A 20,252-nucleotide genomic window follows, 5' to 3' on the forward strand; every position below is an offset into this window, starting at 1 on the left:
AACTACTGTCTCCACAGCGTTTAACTGGAGACCACAACGGATGCGTTCGTACGGAAGTTCCCTGGAAACATTGAATCGATGGGTTGACGACGTCGCCCGACTGACGGAGCCCGGCTCCGTTCGCTGGTGTGACGGATCGGACGCGGAATACGCGGAACTCGTCCAGACGATGCTGGCCAGTGGCGATCTCCTCCCGCTCAACGAGGAGACCAACCCGCGCAGCTACCTGCATCGATCGAATCCGTCGGACGTCGCTCGCGTCGAGCACCTCACCTTCGTCTGCACACCCGAGGAAGAGGAAGCCGGCCCGAACAATCACTGGATGGCACCGGCCGAGGCCCACGCCAAGATCGACGCCCTGTTCGCCGGGGCCATGCGCGGCCGCACCATGTACGTGATCCCTTACTGCATGGGACCGATCGATTCACCGCTCTCGCGCTGTGGCGTCGAGATCACCGACAGCCCCTATGTGGTCGCCAACATGCGGATCATGACGCGCATGGGTGCGCCTGCCCTGGCGCGGATCGAGCGGGAGGGCCAGTTCGTGAAGGGCCTGCACTCGACCGGCGACCTCGACCCCGAGCGTCGTTTCATCATGCATTTCCCCGAGGAACTGTCGATCAAGTCGATCGGCTCCGGTTACGGCGGCAATGCCTTGCTCGGCAAGAAGTGTCATGCGCTGCGCATTGCCAGCCACCAGGCCCGCCGCGAAGGCTGGCTCGCCGAGCACATGCTGATCGTCGGCATCGAGAATCCGCAGGGCGAGAAGCACTACATCGCCGCGGCCTTTCCGTCGGCTTGCGGCAAGACCAACCTGGCCATGCTCATCCCGACCGAGGGGTATCGTAAGGCGGGTTGGAAAGTATGGACGGTCGGCGACGACATCTGCTGGATGACTCCGGGTGAAGACGGCCGCCTCTGGGCGATCAACCCGGAAGCCGGTTACTTCGGCGTCGCCCCGGGAACCGGCGCGAACACCAATCCGACCGCACTGGCCACGCTCGGTCGCGATGCGATCTTCACCAATGTCGCCGTCACCGCGGACGCACAGCCGTGGTGGGAAGGCTTGGGCGAAGGCGAGCCCGTGACCGACTGGCAGGGTCGTCCCTTCGACGCTGCCAACGGCCCCGCTGCCCACCCGAACTCCCGTTTCACCGTCAGTGCAAAGCAGTGCCCGAGCTGGGCACCGGAATCCGAGGACGCCGCCGGCGTGCCGATCTCGGCCATCGTCTTCGGCGGTCGTCGCCCCTCGCTCGTCCCGCTGGTGTTCGAGGCGAAGGACTGGGCGCACGGCGTGCTGGTCGGCGCGGCCATGGGTTCGGAAACCACGGCGGCGGCGACCGGCGCGGTTGGCGTGCTCCGTCGCGATTCGATGGCGATGAAGCCTTTCTGCGGCTACAACTTCGCCGATTAYTTCGCCCACTGGCTGTCCTTCGACAAGCCGGGCGCGAAATTGCCGCGGATCTTCCACGTGAACTGGTTCCGCAAGGATGCCGATGGTCGTTTCATGTGGCCGGGCTATGGCGAGAACCTGCGTGTCCTCGACTGGATGATCCAGCGCGTCGCCGGCAAGGCCGAGGGCGTGGAGACGCCGATCGGCGTGGTCCCGGCCAGGGGCGAGCTCAATGCCGACGGCCTGTCGTTGACGCCGGGCGCCCTTGACGAGCTACTCCACGTAGACGTGGAAGGCTGGACCGAAGAGCTCAACGCCATCGGCCTGTACCTGGATGGGTTTGGGGCGCGCATGCCCGAGCGCCTCAAGACCGAGCGCCTGCGCGTGAGCAAGGCGCTGGAAGTCGCCGTGGAACGTCGGGCCGCCAACGTCGCCTGAGTCCTGGATCGGCTCCTGCCTGGTAGGAGCCGATTGATCGGCGAACGGGTGCTCGCCCCACCCCGGCCCGCTGCCGCGGGATCGCCGATAAATCGGCTCCTACATGTCTTATCTCTTAAACGCTTCTCCCCTTGCCGGCATCCAAGCTGGCAAGATGAATGCCCTATGCCTCGCCGCCACTTCCTTCATGCAGCCTGAGCTGCCTGTCGCCACGTCCGATGACGATGTGGTGCGCGCTGCCATCGGCGGCGACCGGAAGGCGTTCGAGACGCTCTATCGCAAGCATTCGGACCGGGTCTATGGCGCCATCCTTCGTTTGGCCGCCTTCGACCACGCCCGTGCGGAAGACCTGACCCAGGAAGCCTTCATCCGCGCCTGGCAGAAGCTCGACGGCTTCCGCTTCGAGAGCGCGTTCGGCACCTGGGTGTACCGACTGGCGGTGAACGTGGCACTCATGTCCATACGTGCCCGCAACGCCGACCCGGTCAGCATCGTCGACGATGAACATCTGCCCGACATCGCCGACCTCGATAATCCCGTCCGCGCCGTGGAGCGCGACGAACTGGAAAAGGCCATCGCGGCGTTGCCGCCGCGGGCCCGTGCCGTGCTCGTCCTTTACGACGTGGAAGGCTGGAAACACGAGGAAATCGCCATCGAACTCGGGATGGCGGTCGGCTCCTCGAAAGCGCAGTTACACCGTGCACGCGGACTGCTCCGTCGTGCGCTGGGAGATAAGCCATGAACGACCTCGACTACCTGCGCCAGATGCGCTCCCTCAACCGGCCGGTCGCGCCCCGTCGCGATCTCTGGGCCGGCATCGAAGCCCGCCTCGACGAGGCGACGGTTGCCGCCGTCCCGCGCCGCCGACGCGCGCGGCCCTGGCTGATGGCCGCCGCCATCGCCGGTGTCGCGGTCCTCGGTGGCAGCCTCGGCCTCCATCTCGTCGCGCCCACCGGCAGCGACGGCCTCGCCAGTGCGAGTGAAGTCCACTGGAAACCGACCGACCCGCGTCTCTCCGGAGCCGCGGTGGAACTCGACGCCGCGCGCATGGAGCTGACCCAGGCCATGCAGGACTCCCCCGATTCGGCCGCCCTGCAGCGCCTGCTGCTGAAGACCGAACGCCAGCGCGACCGTCTGCGTAACCTCGAAAAGCAAGCCGGCTAACATGCGATCAGCCAGGACCCCACTCATGAAAACGCTCTATCTCACTCCCCTGCTGCTGGCGCTCTCGATCGGACAGGCACTCGCCTCGACCCCGATCAACCTGTCGAAAGACATCCGGCCCAATGCCAAGGTCAGCATCGACAACGTCAAGGGCGAGGTCACCGTGACCGCCTGGGACAAGAACCAGATCCAGGTCTCCGGCACCCTCGGCGACGGCGCCCGGCCGCTCGAGATCGAAGGCAGCGACGGCAACGTCGAGATCCATGTCGACAGCGACTCGAAAGAACATTCCATGTTCAGCTGGGGCAGCGACACCCGCATGCAGCCCACCGTACTCAACGTGCGTGTGCCGAAAGCGGTCTCCGTGGAAATCAACGTGGTCAGCGCACCGGTCAGTATCGACGGCCTCGACGGCGGCAAGATCGAGATCAACTCGGTCAGCGGCCGCATCCGCGGCAACCTGCGTTCGCCCGACCTCAACCTGCAGACCGTCAGCGGCTCGATCGACCTGGCCGGTAGCGCCGACAAGGCCGACCTGCAGACGGTTTCCGGCGACATCACCGCGCCCAGCGTCACCGAGCGGGTCGAAGCACAGACCGTGTCCGGCCGCATGACGATCGGCGGTGGCCCCTGGAAGCAGGCGAACTTCAGCACGGTATCCGGCGATACGCAGATCACCGGCGGCCCGTCGCGTGACGGCAAGATCGACGTCGACTCGATGAGCGGCGACGTCCAGCTCCAGCTCCCGTCGGATGTATCCGCGAAGCTGGAGGCCTCGACCTTCAGCGGCAGCATCCGCAGCGATTTCGGCAGCCCGTCCAGCGGTGAGGACGGCCCCGGCAAGCAGTTGAAGACCACCATCGGCGGCGGCAGTGCTCACATCCATGTGGAGTCGTTCAGCGGCGACGTGAAGCTKCGCGGCCAGGGACGCTGACCGGCCGTTGTGGGAGCCGATTCATCGGCACACAAAAAAGCCGCCTTGAGGCGGCTTTTTTTTACAGGTCCTGGTGATACTGGACGTAGGGGGTTCGAGACTGGTCGGGCTCGGGGCCGGCCGGACTGTTGGGCGCATTGCCCGAGGACCATACATTCTGTGCGCCGACGGAAAGTTCGCCGCGCCAGGGCAGGCGCCAGGTGACGCCGAGGTCGATCGCGCTCCAGCGACGGTCGCCGTTGATCTGATTGATCGCCGTCGCTTCGGGCTGCATCGTGCGGCCGGTGATCAGGCCGGACAGTGGGCCGCGGTCGACACCGAAGCTCAGGGCCTTCTGGTCGACCGAGCCGATACCGAGCAGGTTGCCGGGCGTGAGCCGGATACGACCAATGCTGGCACCCAGATCGATACCGCTGCGGGCACCCAGGTCGACCCGGCCATGTGCATTGAACTCGGTGCTCGRCGACAGGGCCGTAATCGGCAAACCGGAAGCGGTAGCCAAGCCCGGAAGCACGCGAGGCAGGGCGGCGCCGGTGCCCGTGGGACGGCTCGAACCGACGCCGAGACCAAGGCTGTAACCGGTGCCGCGATAGGTGGCGCCAACTTCGCTGCCGACGATGCGCGGCGGCGCGCCTGGTGAATTGCAGAGATCGCCGCGCCCTGCGCCGGAGCTACCGCACGATTCCACGGAATTCATCCAACCCTGGCCGGTGATGTTCGCGTGCGCCTGGACACGAGGACCGAGGTCATACTGCAAGCCACTGGAAAGGAACGGGCCGGCGTCCACCGCATGCAAGGCCAGCGGCTGTGTCGCATCGGACCGATCGTCCGTCTTCAGGGCAAGCATGCGACCGTCCGGGGCGCGCCAGAGCGGCACCGAACCCTGTGCATTCTGGGCGTAGGCGTCGGGTTGCTGGCCAAGCAGCCGCGAGGCCGTGGCGTCCGAACCCACCGGCGCGATCTGCCCTGCCGCAGCGAGCGGCATCAGCAATAGCAAGGTGAGAAAGGATCTGCGCATGGTCATCATATCGGCAGGTGGCTGAAATCCCCGAGGTCCCGCTTCAGCCTCGCGGAAACGCTGCCAGTGTATCGCGTTTTACGTTTTACTAACACCCCGGCGAGCCGCCCTTCAGGAATCGGCAAGGCTGCCGTTTATGACCATGGGGGAAACGATCGCTGCTGGCGCAAGGCCCCTGAGACTGGCGTCCCACGCCCATCGCGCGGCCGCCGTAACGCATATAGACTGCATCCGACCACACCGGAATCCTCGCCAGGCGATGACTATCGCTCCAACCCAAAGCCCGTCCCTCAAGGCGCCCGGTCACGGTGGAAGCACACCGTTGCACGAGGCTGTCGAGCGGTTGCTGCGGGCGGCCGAGGCCGACGTGGTCCTCAGCGAAGGCGAGGCCTTCGCCCGTCACCTGATGCCCGGCGCCCGTTTGGCCTGGCGACCGGCCGGCGAACCCCAATCGACGGGTCACGCCGTCATCGAGCTCGGTGTCGATCCACAGACCGAACACGTCCTCGAGCTGCATACCGACGAGGCCGGGGCCGCCGACTCGGCCGAACTGATCGACTGGCTGGGCCGCCTGGTCTCGGTCCGGCTGCGGCAGCTCGCCGAAACCGCCAACCTTTATGAGGCGATCTCGCGCCTGGCGCTGGCCGAACGGCTGCAGCGCGCGCTGTATGCGATCGCCGAGCAGGCAGGCGCCGAGCACAACATGAAGGACATGATGAGTGCGCTCCACGGCATCGTGGGCAGCCTCATGTATGCCGAGAACTTTTTTATCGTGCTTTTCGACGCACAGAACCGCACGGTGCGCTTCCCCTACTTCGTCGACTCGCTGGACCCGGACATCCCGGACCCCGAGGGCATCCGCCCGATCGACGCCATCGAAAACTCGCTGACCTGGCACGTCCTGCAGGGTGGCAAGTCGTTGATGGGCGCGAGCACGGAGCTGGAGAAGAACCTTCCCGGCCCGCGCGTGTCGATCGGGCCGCCGAGCGACGACTGGCTTGGTGTACCGATGAAGCGCGGCGATGACGTGGTCGGCGCGCTGGTCGTGCAGAGCTATCGGGACGACACCCGCTACACGCAGAACGATCGCGAGCTGCTCACCTACGTTGCCCAGCACGTGCAGACGGCGCTGGAGCGCCGCCAGGCTCACGAAGAACTCGAGCGCCGCGTCACCACCCGTACGGCCGCGCTGCGCGAGGCCAATCGGGTCCTGCGCCAGCAGGTGCTGCAGCGCCAGCGCGGCGAGCGCCTGCAAGCCGCATTGTTCCGCATCGCCGAACTGGCGAACACCTCGGACAGCATCGAGAACTTCTATGCCGCCGTTCACCGGGTGATCGGTGGCTTGCTGTACGCGCGTAACTTCTATATCGCGCTGCTCTCCGAAGACCAGAACAAACTGACCTTCCCCTATTCGGTGGACGAACTCGACGGCTCCCGCGAGCCGCGCGAGCTGGGCCGTGGTCTCACCGAGTACGTGCTGCGCAATGGCAAGGCCCTGCTCGCGGATCGCGAAGAGATCGATCGGCTCAATCGCGACCAGGTGCTTTCCACCAGTGGCGCACGCTCGTTGCACTGGCTCGGCGTGCCGCTGATCTGGAACGAAAAATCCATGGGTGTGCTCGCGGTGCAGAGTTACTCGCCCGAGCACACCTACAGCGCGCGCGACCAGGAACTGCTGACCTTCGTCAGTTACCACATCGCCAATGCACTGCAGCGCAAGTACACCACCGAGTCGCTCAAGCAGGCTTACGCCAGCCTCGAACGCCGGGTCACCGAACGCACGCGCGCATTGGCCCTGGCCAACCGCGACCTGCGCGAGCAGATCGCCGAGCGCGAGCGTGTCGAGCGCCGGCTGAAGTACGAAACCCTGCACGATTCGCTCACAGGCCTGCCCAACCGCACGCTGCTGTTGCAGCGTCTGGAGCAGGCACTGAATCATTACCGCGAGAATCCCGCCGACCTCTTTGCGGTGCTCTTCATCGATCTTGACCGATTCAAGGTCATCAACGATTCGGTCGGCCATCTGGTGGGCGACGATCTCCTGTTCCAGGTCGGCGGTCGCGTACGCGCCTGCCTGAAGACACGCGATGTCGTCGCGCGCCTGGGCGGCGACGAATTCGCGGTGTTGGTCGAGGGCATCACCGATCCACAGGCGGCGACGCATATCGCCGAACGCATCATCGCGCAGCTGCAGACGCCGTTCCGACTGGGGGCGAAGGAGATATTCACCTCCGCGTCGATCGGTATCGCGCTGCCGACGCCGGAATACACACGTCCCGAGGAACTGCTGCGCGACGCGGATTCGGCGATGTACCGCGCCAAGGACGAAGGTCGACACCGTGCGGCGGTGTTCGACGATCGCCTGCGCCGTGAAGCACTGTCACTGCTCGAACTCGAAGGCGACCTTCGTCGTGCGCTCACGCGTAATGAATTCGTGCCGTTCTACCAGCCGATCGTCGATCTCGAGAACAGCCGCGTGGTCGGCTACGAAGCCCTGCTGCGCTGGCGCCATCCGGAGCGCGGCCTGCTGCCGCCGGGCGACTTCCTCTCCGTGGCCGAGGACACCGGTTGCTCGGAGGCCATCGACTGGCAGATCTTCGAGCAGGTGGCACGCCAGGTGCGCGCGCTCACGCGCGACGAAGGCTTTGTCAGCATCAACGTCTCGGGTAGCCACTTCCGCTCACCCGATCTCGACCAGCGCCTGCTCGATCTGTTCGCCGAGCACGGCGTGCCGGCACGTTGCGTGCGCGTGGAAGTGACCGAGCGAGCGCTGCTGGAGAACCCGGCACAGGTCAAGCGCATTCTCGAGAACCTGCGCGATCACGGCGTAGGCATCGCGCTGGACGATTTCGGCACCGGCTATTCGTCGCTGAGCTACCTGCACCAGTACCCGATCGAAACGCTCAAGATCGACCGTTCGTTCGTGATCGAACTTCCCTCCGAAGACACCGAAACCGACGCGCATAGCACGGCGGTGGTTCGCGCCATCCAGGCACTCGCTAATTCGCTGCGCATGCAGGTGATCGCCGAAGGCATCGAGACCGAGTCGCAGATGCGCGCGCTGCGCCGCATCGGCTGCCGCTTCGGCCAGGGCTTCCTGTTCGCCCAGCCGCAGCCGGCAAGCAAGTGGCTGGCTGCGCCGTTGTCCTTGGATGCATAGCCGGCTCTGGTAGGAGCCGATTTATCGGCGATGCCCTTTCTCCTCCGGTGAGCCTGAGACAAGCCACCCCCGAGGAGTGCTGCTGCGCAGCGGGGTATTTATTATTCGCCGATGAATCGGCTCCCACATTTACCTATTTCGCCGATGAATCGGCTCCTACATGTCCTGTTACTGCAGGGTGGACGGTGCTGGCGGGGTTTCGACCTGGGTGAGCAGGCGCTCGGCGTCCACGCGATCGAAGACATAGCGCGTGGCGCAGAACTCGCAGACGACTTCGATTTCGCCGTTGCGGTCGTCCAGGGTGGCTTCCACTTCCGTCCGGCCCAGTGCGCGCAACATGCCCTCTACGCGTTCCTGCGAGCAGGTGCAGCCGAAGGCGAGACCCTTCGCCTCGTAAACGCTCACCGTCTCTTCGTGATACAGCCGGTAGAGCAGTTCCTCCGGCAGGATCGACAACATTTCGGAGCTGCTCAAGGTGTCGGTGAGCATGCCGACGCGCGCCCAGGCGTCGTCGTCATCCTCGGCCGCGCTGTGGCCGCCCTCACCCGCGATCGGCTGCAGCATGAGCCCGACCGCGTGATCGGCGTTCGCCGCGAGCAGGATGCGTGCCGGCAGCTGCTCGGATCGCTCGAAGTAGTTCTCCAGCGCCTTCGCGATCGACGGTTCGTCCAGATCGACGACACCCTGATAGCGACCGCGGTCGACCTGACCGATCGTGATCGCGAGCAGCGCCTTTGGTAGCTCGTTCAGGTGCAGCGCCGGCGGCAGGGTGTCGGCGTCGTAGCGCGCCAGCCCACGCAGGCGTCCCTGATCGGTGCACTCGGCGAAGAGCAGGCGCAGCGCGCCCTCGCTCTTGAACTCCAGCGACAGCGATCCGTCGAACTTGATGTTGCCCGTGAGCAGGGCACTCGCAGCCGCGGCTTCGCCCAGCATGGTGCGAACGTCGGCCGGGTAGTCACCACGCGATACGATTTCGCGCCAGCTGGCGCCCAGACGCACGAGCACGCCACGAACGCCCGCTTTCTCGAGCATGAAGCGGTGAAGCACGTCTTCGGATGGCAGGGTTTCGACGATCGAATCGGTCACGGTGGCCTCCTGGTGATCCGACGAAAGATGGGGCCATGCCGGCGCGCCGACAAGACCGGCACACGCGGGCCCCCTATACTGCGCCATCCCTTGCCACCGCGCTGCCATGAGCCCGACGCCTCGCTCGCTGCCCGTTCGTATCGCCCGCCTCGTCGGCCTGGTCCTGCTGGCCTGGCTCGTCCTGTCGTGGCTGGTCGTGCTGGTACTCCGCTTCGTGCCGCCGTGGACCAGTGCCATGATGATGGAGCGTCGTGTCGAGGCCCTCGTCACTCACGAGCCCGACTTCACGTTTCGCCATCGCTGGGTACCGTGGGATGCCGTGTCGCCCGAGGTGGGCCTGGCGATGGTCGCTGGCGAAGACCAGAAGTTCCCGTTTCACCACGGCTTCGACATCGACGCCATCCAGGACGCGATCGACGCCTCGGATGAGGGCAAGCGCCTTCGCGGCGCCAGCACGATCAGCCAGCAGGTGGCGAAGAACCTCTTCCTGTGGAATGGCCGCAGCTTCGTCCGCAAAGGCCTGGAAGCATATTTCACCGTGCTGATCGAGGCGACCTGGCCAAAACGCCGGATCCTCGAGGTCTACATGAATATCGTCGAGTTGGGTAATGGCATCTACGGCGTCGGCGCGGCAAGCGACGTGTTTTATCGCAGCCCGCCCGATCGTCTTGGCGTGACGCAGGCGGCGCGACTGGCCGCCGTCCTGCCCAATCCACGCCGCTTCCGCGTGGACGCCCCCAGCGCCTACGTGCAGAAGCGCACCGCCTGGATCGCGCAGCAGATGGGCCAACTGGGCGGCCCTGCCTACCTCTCCCGTCCGGCGCCTGTCGCCGGCCGCGTTCGCTAAAGGATCGACATGACGTTCTCACTGGACATCGTGGTCCCCGCCTACAACGAAAGCGATGTCATCGATAGCTTCCATGCCCGGATCGGTGCCGTGCTCGACGGGATCGATGCCATGGCCCGGGTGATCTACGTCGATGACGGCAGCAGCGACGATACCTGGCAGAAGCTGAGTGCGATCGCGAACGTCGATGCGCGCGCCGTCGCCGTGCGGCTTTCGCGCAACTTCGGCAAGGAGGCGGCGATGACGGCGGGACTGGACGCCGCCGACGCCGATGCTGTCGTGGTTATCGACGCCGACCTGCAAGACCCTCCCGAACTGATCCCGCAGCTCATCGCGCGCTGGCGTGAGGGCTTCGACGTGGTCTATGCGACGCGTGGCGAGCGTGACGGCGAAACCCGCCTGAAGAAATTCACCTCGGCCGCGTTTTATCGCGTCATGGAGCGACTTTCCGACACGCCGTTGCCACGCGACACCGGCGACTTTCGCCTGCTCTCGCGGCGCGCCGTCGCCGCTCTGGGGGGCCTGCGCGAGCGCCAGCGATTCATGAAGGGCCTGTTCGCCTGGATCGGCTACCGGCAGACCTCCGTGGTCTACCACCGCGACGCCCGCCACGCCGGCACGACCAAGTGGAACTACTGGCGCCTGGGCAACCTCGCTGTCGAAGGCATCACCTCCTTTTCGGCAGCGCCCCTGCGTGTCGCCACCTGGGTTGGCCTGTCGGCTGCCGTGATCGCCTTCCTCTACGGCATCTGGGTGCTGATCAAGGTGGTGGCCTGGGGCGACCCTGTACGGGGCTACCCCACCCTGATGGTGGTGATCCTGTTCCTGGGCGGCATCCAGCTCCTCGCCCTGGGGGTGATCGGTGAATACGTCGGCCGGACCTATGCGGAAGCCAAACGGCGGCCGCTTTATTACGTGGAATCCCGCCTCGGCGACGCCCCCCCGCGCACCTGATCGCGAGCCCCACCGCCGCCGCGAGCGGCGCTACACTAAGGCCATCGCGGCGCCGCGCCGCCTCCACTCGGAGGGTCGAGCATGCAGCAGGTCAAGCATCTCCTGGAATCGAAGGGCAAGGAGGTCTACGCGGTGGCGCCCGACGCGCCGGTATATGACGCGATCCGCCAGATGGCCGAGAAGAACGTCGGCGCGCTCGTCGTCCTCAAGGGTAGCGAGCTGGTCGGCATCGTTTCCGAGCGGGACTACGCCCGGAAAGTGATCCTTAAGGACCGGTCCTCCCGCGACACGCCGGTAGGCGACATCATGACGCCCACGGTGGTCACTGTGTCGCCCAGTGCCACGGTGGACGAATGCATGCGCCTGTGTACCGACGGCCGCCTGCGCCACCTGCCGGTACGTGACGGCGACCGCGTCGTCGGCGTGATCTCCATCGGCGACCTGGTCAAGGCCGTGATCTCCGAGCAGAAGCAGACGATCAATCAGCTCGAGAGCTACATCACCAGCTAGGTATCCGTGTCGCCCGACTCCGGAAGCAGGTCGGGCGATGTGGCAGCGCGGCGGGCCACGATCGTGGCCACGCCACAGAGGGCCGCGCTGATCAGGCCGAGCCCGGCGATGCCGACGCCCAGTCCGCGCAAGGCGGTGAGGGMGGTCGTGACCAGCAGGTCGCCGAAGCGCCACACCGTGGTCTCGATGAAGTTCTTGCCCTTGTAACGGGCGTCGCGGGGCATACGCGTGTAGAGCGCGTCGGATGCCGGCTTGGTCATGCCGTAGGTCATGCCGCGGGTACCGACCTGCACGATGGTCAGCAACGAGACGACCGAGCCGAAGACGGCAATATCGGCGGGGCCGTAGATACCCAGCAGGGCCAGCAGGACGAAATTGACCACTGTCGGCAACAGCATGGCCCAGAGCGTGCCGAGGCCGCGGAGAATCAGCGGCGTGATGGTGAGCTGCAACAGGGCGCCGAAGCCGTTGATCGCCAGGTCCAGATCGGCGTAGAACGCCGTGCGCTGGGCGATGCCGGGATAGTGCACTTTCGTGTAATCGGCCATCAGCGCGTACGCCAGCGTGGCGATACCGTCGCTGAGCAGCATGAGGATCGCCATGTAGCGCAGGAACGGCTGCGCGAACGCGGCCTTGGCGCCATCCAGCAGCGAGCCACCCACGGGCGCGCCGCCACTCGTGTCGTTGGCCGTCCCGCCCGTCAACACGCCCAGGAGTAGCCCTAGCGCGATCAGCAGTGCGGTCGCCGACACGACGAGTAACGCAGGCACGCCAATGCGTGCGACGAGCACGGAGGTCAGCAGAGGACCCACAAGCGCACCCGCCATGCCACCGAAGGCGATGAACGGAAACATCAGCCGCGCCTGGACGCTGCGATAGATGTCCGCCATGAAGCTCCAGAACAGGGACACGACGAACAGGTTGAACACGCTCACCCAGACGAAGAACACGCGACCGAGCGCGACCGCACCGATGCGATCCTGGGCGATGAACGCCGGGATGAAGCCAACCAGGCAGGCGGCAAAGAAGAGGTAGCTGCCCAGCAGCACGCGCCTGCGCGGAAAACGCGACACCAGCCAGCCGAACACGGGGGTCAGTGCAAGCATCACCACCAGCACGATGGCGTAGAACACGGGCAGTGACGACGACCCCGCCGCGCCGACCAGCTGGTCGCGGACCGGCCGGATCACGTAGTACGAGGTCATCACGCAAAAAAAGGCGATGACCGAGAGGGCCAGGGTCATGCCCTCGCTCATGACGGCGTGTCGACGTGTGTTCACAAGTGGCCGACTTCGGTCCGGTGGGAGCTGGAGAAAGCCTATCACGCCCCATGCTGCGCCGCCGCGAGGCTACACCGATCCCTTGTGGGAGCCGATTCATCGGCGATGCTCTCCTCCCCCCTGGAATCGCCGATGAATCGGCTCCTACATTCGGCAACACCCATGCGTTGTCCCCAGCGCATAAGTAAAAGACAATGAGGCCGATGACGATCAGCGCGCTGACGTCCCCCTCCCCGCGGCGTGTCCCCACGCCTCGACCCGCGAGATAAGCATGTCGTTTCGTTCCGCTTCCCTGCTCGCTTGCGCCATCGCCTGCGCCGTCGCTGCTCCCTTTGCCATGGCCGCACCGCCGCCTCCGCAGAAGCCGCCGGTGGTTCACGTCGATCCCGAATCCGCCAAACTGCCGCCCGAACGCATCAAGCAAACCGTCGAAGACTACAAACGCTGGCTCGATGCCGCCGAAGCGCGCGATGCCGCGCCGGCGCTCGTCACGGCCGTGATCGTGGACGACAAGGTCGTCTACGAACGGGCCTTTGGCTACGCCAATGCAAAAACGAAAGAACCTGCCACGCCGGAAACCGTCTTCCGCCTGGCGTCCCTGTCGAAAGCGTTCGCCACCGGCGTGACCGCCGTGCTCGTCCGCGAAGGTTTCCTCAGTTGGGATACCAAGCTGATCGATACCATCCCCTACTTCAAGCTCAAGGACATGGAGGCGGCGCAGCAGGCCACGGTCCGCGACATTCTCGGCCAGCGCCTGGGGCTGCCACGCAACACCTACGACAACATGCTCGAAGCCGACATGCCGTACGAGGAACTCGTGCGCAAGCTCGACGAGGTGGATCTCTCCTGCAAGGTGGGCGCGTGCTACGGCTACCAGAACGTCGCCTTCAGCATGATCGGCGACGTGATCTACGCCACTACCGGCGATTATTTCTTTCGCCAGGTGGAGCGCCGCATCTTCGCGCCGCTGGGCATGACCACCGCCAGCTACGGACGCGACGCCCTCGAGGCGAGCAAGAGCTGGGCGCGGCCACACCGTGGCGGTCCGCATAACTGGATTCCCTACGAGCCCAACGACAGCTACTACCGCGTCGCTCCCGCTGCCGGCGTCAACGCGAGCCTGCGCGACATGGAGCAATGGCTGATGGCCCAGATGGGCGGTCGCCCCGATGTGCTGCCCACGCCCTCGCTGGACGTGCTGCACGCACCGGAGGTCGCCACACCGTCCGAGGTGCACTCCCTACCCTGGCGCCGCGCCCGCGTCACCGACGCGCACTACGCGCTGGGCTGGCGCGTCTTCAAGTACGCCAACGAAGACCTGATCTTCCACGCGGGTGCCGTCTCCGGCTACCGCACCATGATCGGCTTCTTCCCGAAGTATCACGCGGGCGTAGTGACGATGTGGAACGGCGCAGGCCCGATCCCCGCCGGCCTGATGCCGATGGTCTTCGACGACCTCCTCGGCCTCAATCACGTCGACTGGGCCGGCGTCGAGGGCTCGGTACACACCGCCCCCGCCGCTGCGCCGACGAAGAAAGCCGCGACGAAGAAGGCCGCTGCCACCAAGAAGGCAGCGCCGGCCAAGGCGACCACGAAGAAAAAGAAGAAGCCCTGAGGGATGACGCGGGAGTCGCGGCCGGGTTGGCCGATGAATCGGCTCCTACAACAGCATCGCTGCAATGTTGCTGGCGGTGCGCTCGACAGCACGCATCTTCAGTGTTCGCTGCCGCGAGGGGCAAGGCCCTTGGGGCCGCATGAGCTGAGGGCCTTGCCCCTCGCGGCTTCCACACCAGCACGAGCGTGAGGCGGCGAATGCCGCTGGATGCATGAGTCCGCGAAGCGGGCTATCCGCTTAAGAGGCGGAACCCGGCAACCTGGTTATCGCCGCTGAAGCGGCTCCCACATGAATCAGTTCGTGCTCAAAAAAAACGGCCCCTTGCGGGGCCGTTTTTGTTTACCTGCCGAGGTTGAACTGCAACCGTCGGCGGAGGGTGACGGAGATCGCCTCGCCGTTGCGACTGGCCGGCTTGAACTCCCACTTGCTCACCGCGTCGATCGCCGAGCGGTCGAACACGTGCTTGGGCTGCGCGTCGACCACCGAGACATTGCCCACGGTGCCGTCGGCGCCGACAGTCATCTCGACATCCACCCAGCCTTCCTGGTTCGCGCGCATGGCTGCCGTCGGGTAGCGCGGATTCACCTGGCGAATCAGGACAGCCTCGCTGATGGACTCGTCCGTCGCGGCGCGTGCCACAGGGCGTGGTGCCGCTGCGACAGGTGCGGCCGCGGCGGCGGGCTGCTGCTGGGCGACACGGGCGGCCTGCTCACGCGCTGCCTGCTGACGCTGCGCCTCGGCGGCAGCCGAAGCCTGCTGCTCAGCCTGCAACTTGGCCGCGCTGGTGGCGTTCTGCTGCGCCAGCTGCTGGGCCTTCTGCGCGTCGAGCGCCTGCTGCTGCTCGCGGTCCAGTGTCTTGCGCTGGGCGTCGAGCTTGGAACGCAGGATGGTCAGCGTGTAGTTCTCGGGATCCGCCTTGGCGAGAAGGTCGATCTCACGCTGGGCTTCGGTGAAGTCCCGCTGGTTGATCGTCTGCTCGGTCGCGGCGGCGCCGTAGGAGAACGTCTCGCGTAGGGCATCGGCGGCGACGGGGTTACCCGGCTGCTTCTGCAGCACCTTCATATAGAACTCGAAGGCGTTATTGCCTGCCGGCGCCACGAGACGCTGCTCGTTCATCGCCGTGCGGGCTTCGGCCAGGAGCTGGTCGGTGCTGAGTGCGTCGACGTTAGCCGGCGTATCCCGCGTCGCGCCAGGCTTGGTCGCCGCGGCGGTGGCCGGCGTGACGCCTGCGTTCGCGTCGCGATAAGGTTTGATGATCAGGAACCAGGCCGCGACTGCCAGCGCCAGGACAATGGCGAGGACGGTGAGTGTCACGGGATTGACGGCGCCGCGCGCGAAATGGCGCGACGGAATGCGATGACGATTATCCATGGCGGTCGAAAGCGGACTCCGCATAGCGCGCGCCCCCTGATGGCTTGACGCGGAGAACCCCCCGTCCCCCGCAGCGCGATGTGGAGACAAGGTAACCGTAATAGCCCCGTGAATCCAGCGCGGCGGTCTAGGAGGTTTTCCGGGGGCAAGAATCCGCGCCCCGGAAATGAATAACCCCGGCAGGGCCGGGGTCAAGGTTTCGAAGTGTCTCCCCGCGCTGGGCACCGCGGGGAGATAATTCGTAACAAGCTTTCTTATTGGAAGGTAACGCTTATTACTTGGCGGCCTTAGCGGCCTTCGGGGCCTTGGCAGCACGCGGTGCCTTAGCCGGCTTGGCAGCCTTGGTCGCGCGAACGACCTTGGCGGCGGCAACCTTCTTCGAAGCAGCCTTACGCGGAGCGGCGGCCTTGCGCGGTGCTGCCTTGCGCGCCGTCTTCTTTACGGAAGCCTTCTTGACGGCCTTCTTGACCGCCTTCTTGGCAGCTACCTTCTTGACGGCAGCCTTGCGGGCGACCTTCTTGACAGCAGCCTTCTTGGCCGGCGACTTGCGGGTCGCAGCCTTCTTGACCGCGACCTTACGGGTCGAGGCCTTCTTTGCCGGCGACTTGCGCGCGGCGGTCTTCTTCACGGTGGATTTCTTCGTCGCCTTTTTGGCGGCGGACTTCTTGGCAGTGGCTTTCTTGGCAGTGGCCATGGTTCGTCTCAGCTCCTCATCAGTTGGCAGTGGTTGCCCAGTAAAAGCATGAAGGAACGCTTCAACCAGCAGATCGCTGTTCGTTGCGTGCCTTAAATTGTTCACCTGGCGGCGAGTACGTTCATCGGAAAGCAGTCGAAGTACGTGAAGCGGAATGGACACAGTGATCTTGCGAACCGCTCCCGCTTTGTTGCCGTGTTCGACGTACGGCCTGATGAATTTTCCTAATTCCATATCGGGTTCCCCGTCAATTGTTGCAAAAGCTATTCCTGAACATATCCGCTGTCAATAAACTTTGGCTATGAATTGAAGACGTTGCGGATGCATACCTCCGCAACCCAGGGCCACTACCGGGCCGAAGCAAGGGGTTATCTGTTACGTCCGGAAGGGAATGGACTGCCAAAATAAAAAACACTCGCGCCGATAAATGGTTCAGCAAATAGCTTAAATAAAGATGTTTTTTCGTTCGTCGACGCGAACGATGCATCGACGACATACCGCGGCGGACGAAAAAAGAGGCGCCGTCCGACACGGTCTGTCGGGGCCGATTTGGCGGATGAACGAAGCGCTACCGAGGGTGAAAAAAAATTTCGCCGAAGGGCCGTTCCGGACAAAAAAATGCCGGTCGAGGACGACCGGCATGCGAATCGAACCTGCCGAGTCGGATCAGTGGTCGTCGTTCTCGGCGATCTCGGCGTACTCGTCGGCCGTCAACAAACCGTCGAGCTCGGACTTGTCATCGAGCTTCAACTTGAAGATCCAGCCGTCACCGTAGGCGTCTTCGTTGATCGTTTCCGGCTTGTCGCTGAGTACCGTGTTGACCTCGGTGATTTCACCCGAGACCGGTGCATAGATGTCGGAAGCGGCCTTGACCGATTCGACGACGGCGACACCGTTCCCCGCCTGGACGCTGGAGCCGACTTCCGGCAGTTCGACGTAGACGAGATCGCCGAGTGCGCCCTGCGCGTGGTCGGAGATACCGACGGTGACCGTGCCGTCCTGCTCGACGCGCACCCACTCGTGGGTCTTCTGGAATTTCAGATCGCCGGGAATTTCTTTATCGCTCATGGGGAGTTCCTCGTTGTATCGGGGCCGGGGCGGGTTGTGCGCCGGTCAATTGTACCGGGATGCGCGATGGGGGAAAGCGCCACGCCATGGCTTCCGCTTACATAAATGCCGCCGCCAACCTACATCCCGCGCTTACTGCGCTAGGTAACTTCGTACCGAGGCTAGGCCACGGCCGACACCTCGGCGGCAATACCTTCCCCCACTTGAGGTAATTGCCCGATAGCACGGTCATCCGACAAAGCAACCACCCATCAGGAGTTCCCTATGAAACGGATTCTCAAAGCAGGCGTCATCAGCGTCACCATCGCCCTGGCCCTCCCCACGTCCCTCATGGCGAAAGACGTCACCACCATGGACGAGGCCCGCGAGGAACTCGCTCGCGGCGTCGCCACCCTCGCGRCCGATCCGGCATTCGACAGCGCCCTGCGCGAACACCTCGCCAAGGGCAAGGCCGCGCTCAGTGACGTCCTTGGCGAGGTGCAGACGCCGGCGAGTGCGGACACCGTCAGCCATCTGCGCGATCTCGAGCGCAAGGCGATCGACCTGCGCGGACTCACCGGCGCGCTCGACGCCCTGATCGACGTGCGCGTGCACGGCGTCGCCGACAATGCGCCCCTGCCGGCGACCGATGATTTATGGATCGGTACGGTGAGCCGCGACCCGCTGTCCGGCGCGACGCAGGTGGTGGCGTTCGATGCGGTGGGTGCAGAGCATCGTTACGACCTCGAGGCGATGCCGACCGTCCCCATGCTGATCATCGAATCGGACAGTAGCGCGGCCGTCCGCGCCGGCACCACAGTGATGAACGAGATCCTGCGTCAAGGCGGCGTGCAGAGCGCCCGGATGTCGGGAGGGTCGTCCCGGCAGGGCGATCTCGGCGACGATGGCGCCCAGGGCGAGCAACTTACCCTCCTCAAGCGTATCTATCTGGAGAAAGACCAGGAGCCCGACATCCAGGGCGACGCGGAAATCTTCGCCATCGTGTCGGGCGTGGGCCACGATGGAAAGCCGCAGCTCATCACCAAGGACATGCCGTGGCTCGACCACGACAAGCGCTGGTACACGCCAGGCATGGACCTGATCAATTGGACCGATTTCGGCACCCACTACGTCAACGTGCAGCTGTTCGAGGAGGATGGCAACACGAACTTCAAGGCACTGGCCGAGGCGGTGCTGACGGCCGTAGGTGACATGTCGCTGCTCGTCGCCCCCGAGGCGCCGCCGGCCCTCGTCGTCACCGGCGTGACCAAGATCGCCAACGAGATCCTCAAGGCCATGCCGGCTGTCTGGTTCGAGAACTCGAACGACTACGTCGATTCGTTCTATGTGATCGAACGCGGTGGGGACTACGGCACGAAGGAAAAGCCACTCGAGGGTGCCCGCGGCGAAGCGCGGATCGTCCTTGCTCCCCATGAGGTGACGAACCGCTGAGCCGTCACGCCCTGTACGAGAAAAGGGGCGGCCATGAGGCCGCCCCTTTTCTCGTACACATATATATATGTATAGCGAACAGATCAGCCGTCGACGATGCCCGGCATCGGCTGGCCGTCACGGACGAAGGGGAACTTGACGATACGCACGGGCACTTCGCGGCCACGGATCTCCACGCGGACATCGCCATGGTCGCCCGCGGGCAGGCGCGCGAAGGCGACCGACTTGCCGAGGGTCGGCGAGAACCCACCCGAAAGGATTTCGCCTTCGCCGTTGGCGGCGATGACCTTCTGGCCGTGGCGAAGCACGCCCTTTTCATCCATGACCAGGCCGACCATCACACGCGGCACGCCGTCGAGCTTCTGCTTCTCGAGCGCCTCGCGGCCGATGAAATCGCGGCCCTCGTCGAGCGAGATCGTCCAGGCTAGCGAGGCTTCCCAAGGCGTGACCGTCTCGTCCATATCCTGACCATAAAGATTCATCCCGGCTTCGAGGCGGAGCGTATCGCGCGCACCGAGCCCGGCCGGAGCGACGCCCGCCTCGCGCAGGAGATTCCACAGTTCGACCACGCGTGTATTCGGCACGACCACTTCGAAGCCGTCCTCACCCGTGTAGCCGGTGCGCGCCAGGAACAGCGGCATACCATTCGGGCCCTCGCATTCGATCGCGGCGAACTTGCCGAGCTTGCGCGCCTTTTCGCGGATGTCTTCCGGCAGCAGGCCGATCAGCTTCTCGCGGGCGTTGGGTCCCTGCACGGCGACCATGCCGAATTCCGGGCGCTCGCGCACGGTGATGCCGAACGCCGCGGCCTGCTTTTCGATCCAGGCCAGATCCTTCGCCCGCGTGGCGGCGTTGACCACGAGACGGAAGAAATCCTCGCGCAGGAAGTAGACGATGAGATCGTCGATCACGCCGCCGGTCTCGTCGAGCATGCAGGTGTAGAGCGCCTTGCCCGACTTGGTCAGCTTGTCGACGTTGTTGGCGACCAGCTTGCGGAGGAATTCCCGGGTGCGTTCGCCCGTGAGGTCGACCACGGTCATGTGCGAGACGTCGAACATGCCGGCGTCCTTGCGCACCGCGTGGTGCTCGTCGATCTGCGAGCCATAGGCGATCGGCATGTCCCAGCCGCCAAAGTCGACCATGCGGGCGCCGAGTTCACGGTGGGAGGCGTTGAGTTCGGTCTTGTCGGTCATCGTCGTACCTTGCAGGGGAATGTCGGCGGGAACAGCCCCGTATTATCGGCCCGCGAAGGCCATCAGGCCAAGCGCAAACGCAGCATCGGCATCTGC

General features: G+C 64.9%; 17 protein-coding genes. 10 read left to right on the plus strand and 7 right to left on the minus strand.

Annotated elements, in window-relative coordinates; genetic code table 11:
- The first annotated feature begins 40 nt into the window (after positions 1-40).
- The 4 genes from AC1DYM_RS14220 (at position 41) to AC1DYM_RS14235 (ending at position 3,929) form a co-directional block, all read left to right on the plus strand.
- Positions 41-1,831 (plus strand): phosphoenolpyruvate carboxykinase (GTP), encoded by a 1,791-nt coding sequence (locus tag AC1DYM_RS14220; protein ID WP_477339353.1) that lies wholly within the window; start codon positions 41-43, stop codon positions 1,829-1,831.
- Positions 1,832-2,018: 187 nt separating this feature from the next.
- Positions 2,019-2,573 (plus strand): RNA polymerase sigma factor, encoded by a 555-nt coding sequence (locus AC1DYM_RS14225; protein WP_477339411.1) that lies wholly within the window; start codon positions 2,019-2,021, stop codon positions 2,571-2,573.
- Complete coding sequence (locus AC1DYM_RS14230) at positions 2,570-2,995, plus strand: hypothetical protein (protein ID WP_477339355.1); 426 nt, start codon at positions 2,570-2,572, stop codon at positions 2,993-2,995. The genes AC1DYM_RS14225 and AC1DYM_RS14230 overlap by 4 nt, the downstream gene beginning before the upstream one ends.
- Positions 2,996-3,020: 25 nt before the next feature.
- Entirely contained in the window at positions 3,021-3,929 is a 909-nt protein-coding gene (locus tag AC1DYM_RS14235) for a DUF4097 family beta strand repeat-containing protein (RefSeq protein ID WP_477339357.1), read from the plus strand.
- Between the two features lie 61 nt (positions 3,930-3,990).
- On the opposite strand, the gene AC1DYM_RS14240 is transcribed toward AC1DYM_RS14235, so the two are convergent.
- The gene (locus tag AC1DYM_RS14240; RefSeq protein ID WP_477339359.1) at positions 3,991-4,947 is read right to left on the minus strand and encodes a hypothetical protein; all 957 of its coding nucleotides are present in this window, start codon (positions 4,945-4,947) and stop codon (positions 3,991-3,993) included.
- Between the two features lie 259 nt (positions 4,948-5,206).
- Between AC1DYM_RS14240 and AC1DYM_RS14245 the strand changes: the two genes are divergently transcribed.
- Positions 5,207-8,107 (plus strand): bifunctional diguanylate cyclase/phosphodiesterase, encoded by a 2,901-nt coding sequence (locus AC1DYM_RS14245; protein WP_477339361.1) that lies wholly within the window; start codon positions 5,207-5,209, stop codon positions 8,105-8,107.
- 168 nt (positions 8,108-8,275) lie between these two features.
- Here the strand turns inward: AC1DYM_RS14245 and hslO are convergent, their stop codons facing one another.
- The gene (gene hslO, locus AC1DYM_RS14250) at positions 8,276-9,193 is read right to left on the minus strand and encodes an Hsp33 family molecular chaperone HslO (protein WP_477339363.1); all 918 of its coding nucleotides are present in this window, start codon (positions 9,191-9,193) and stop codon (positions 8,276-8,278) included.
- A gap of 106 nt (positions 9,194-9,299) precedes the next feature.
- Here hslO and mtgA point away from each other — a divergent pair, with 106 nt between their 5' ends.
- From mtgA to AC1DYM_RS14265, 3 genes are all read left to right on the plus strand, one after another.
- Complete coding sequence (mtgA, locus tag AC1DYM_RS14255) at positions 9,300-10,040, plus strand: monofunctional biosynthetic peptidoglycan transglycosylase (protein ID WP_477339365.1); 741 nt, start codon at positions 9,300-9,302, stop codon at positions 10,038-10,040.
- A gap of 9 nt (positions 10,041-10,049) precedes the next feature.
- Positions 10,050-10,994 carry a glycosyltransferase family 2 protein gene (locus tag AC1DYM_RS14260; protein ID WP_477339367.1) on the plus strand — a complete coding sequence of 315 codons (945 nt, stop codon included), beginning with the start codon at positions 10,050-10,052 and terminating at the stop codon, positions 10,992-10,994.
- 81 nt (positions 10,995-11,075) lie between these two features.
- Entirely contained in the window at positions 11,076-11,504 is a 429-nt protein-coding gene (locus AC1DYM_RS14265; protein WP_046967017.1) for a CBS domain-containing protein, read from the plus strand.
- Here the strand turns inward: AC1DYM_RS14265 and AC1DYM_RS14270 are convergent.
- The gene (locus tag AC1DYM_RS14270) at positions 11,501-12,748 is read right to left on the minus strand and encodes an NTP/NDP exchange transporter (RefSeq protein WP_477339369.1); all 1,248 of its coding nucleotides are present in this window, start codon (positions 12,746-12,748) and stop codon (positions 11,501-11,503) included. The two genes, AC1DYM_RS14265 and AC1DYM_RS14270, sit on opposite strands and share 4 nt — an antisense overlap.
- Before the next feature lie 307 nt (positions 12,749-13,055).
- On the opposite strand from AC1DYM_RS14270, the gene AC1DYM_RS14275 reads away from it, so the two are divergent.
- On the plus strand, positions 13,056-14,399 hold the full coding sequence (locus AC1DYM_RS14275) for a serine hydrolase domain-containing protein (RefSeq protein ID WP_477339371.1): 1,344 nt from the start codon (positions 13,056-13,058) through the stop codon (positions 14,397-14,399).
- A 339-nt stretch (positions 14,400-14,738) separates the two neighbouring features.
- On the opposite strand, the gene AC1DYM_RS14280 is transcribed toward AC1DYM_RS14275, so the two are convergent.
- The 3 genes from AC1DYM_RS14280 to gcvH form a co-directional block, all read right to left on the minus strand.
- The gene (locus AC1DYM_RS14280; RefSeq protein ID WP_477339373.1) at positions 14,739-15,770 is read right to left on the minus strand and encodes an energy transducer TonB; all 1,032 of its coding nucleotides are present in this window, start codon (positions 15,768-15,770) and stop codon (positions 14,739-14,741) included.
- Positions 15,771-16,044: 274 nt separating this feature from the next.
- A complete protein-coding gene (gene metJ, locus AC1DYM_RS14285; protein WP_071924940.1) occupies positions 16,045-16,698 on the minus strand; it encodes a met regulon transcriptional regulator MetJ in 654 nt (217 codons plus the stop codon).
- A 432-nt stretch (positions 16,699-17,130) separates the two neighbouring features.
- Positions 17,131-17,532 (minus strand): glycine cleavage system protein GcvH, encoded by a 402-nt coding sequence (gene gcvH / locus AC1DYM_RS14290; protein ID WP_477339375.1) that lies wholly within the window; start codon positions 17,530-17,532, stop codon positions 17,131-17,133.
- A 264-nt stretch (positions 17,533-17,796) separates the two neighbouring features.
- Between gcvH and AC1DYM_RS14295 the strand changes: the two genes are divergently transcribed.
- Complete coding sequence (locus AC1DYM_RS14295; protein ID WP_477339377.1) at positions 17,797-18,963, plus strand: DUF3103 family protein; 1,167 nt, start codon at positions 17,797-17,799, stop codon at positions 18,961-18,963.
- Positions 18,964-19,046: 83 nt separating this feature from the next.
- Here AC1DYM_RS14295 and gcvT read toward each other — a convergent pair whose 3' ends face one another.
- Positions 19,047-20,156: a glycine cleavage system aminomethyltransferase GcvT gene (gcvT, locus tag AC1DYM_RS14300; protein WP_477339379.1), complete on the minus strand. Its 1,110-nt coding sequence runs from the start codon at positions 20,154-20,156 to the stop codon at positions 19,047-19,049.
- Positions 20,157-20,252: the final 96 nt, after the last annotated feature.

It is taken from the genome of Luteibacter sp. P1_D3, from assembly GCF_056406135.1.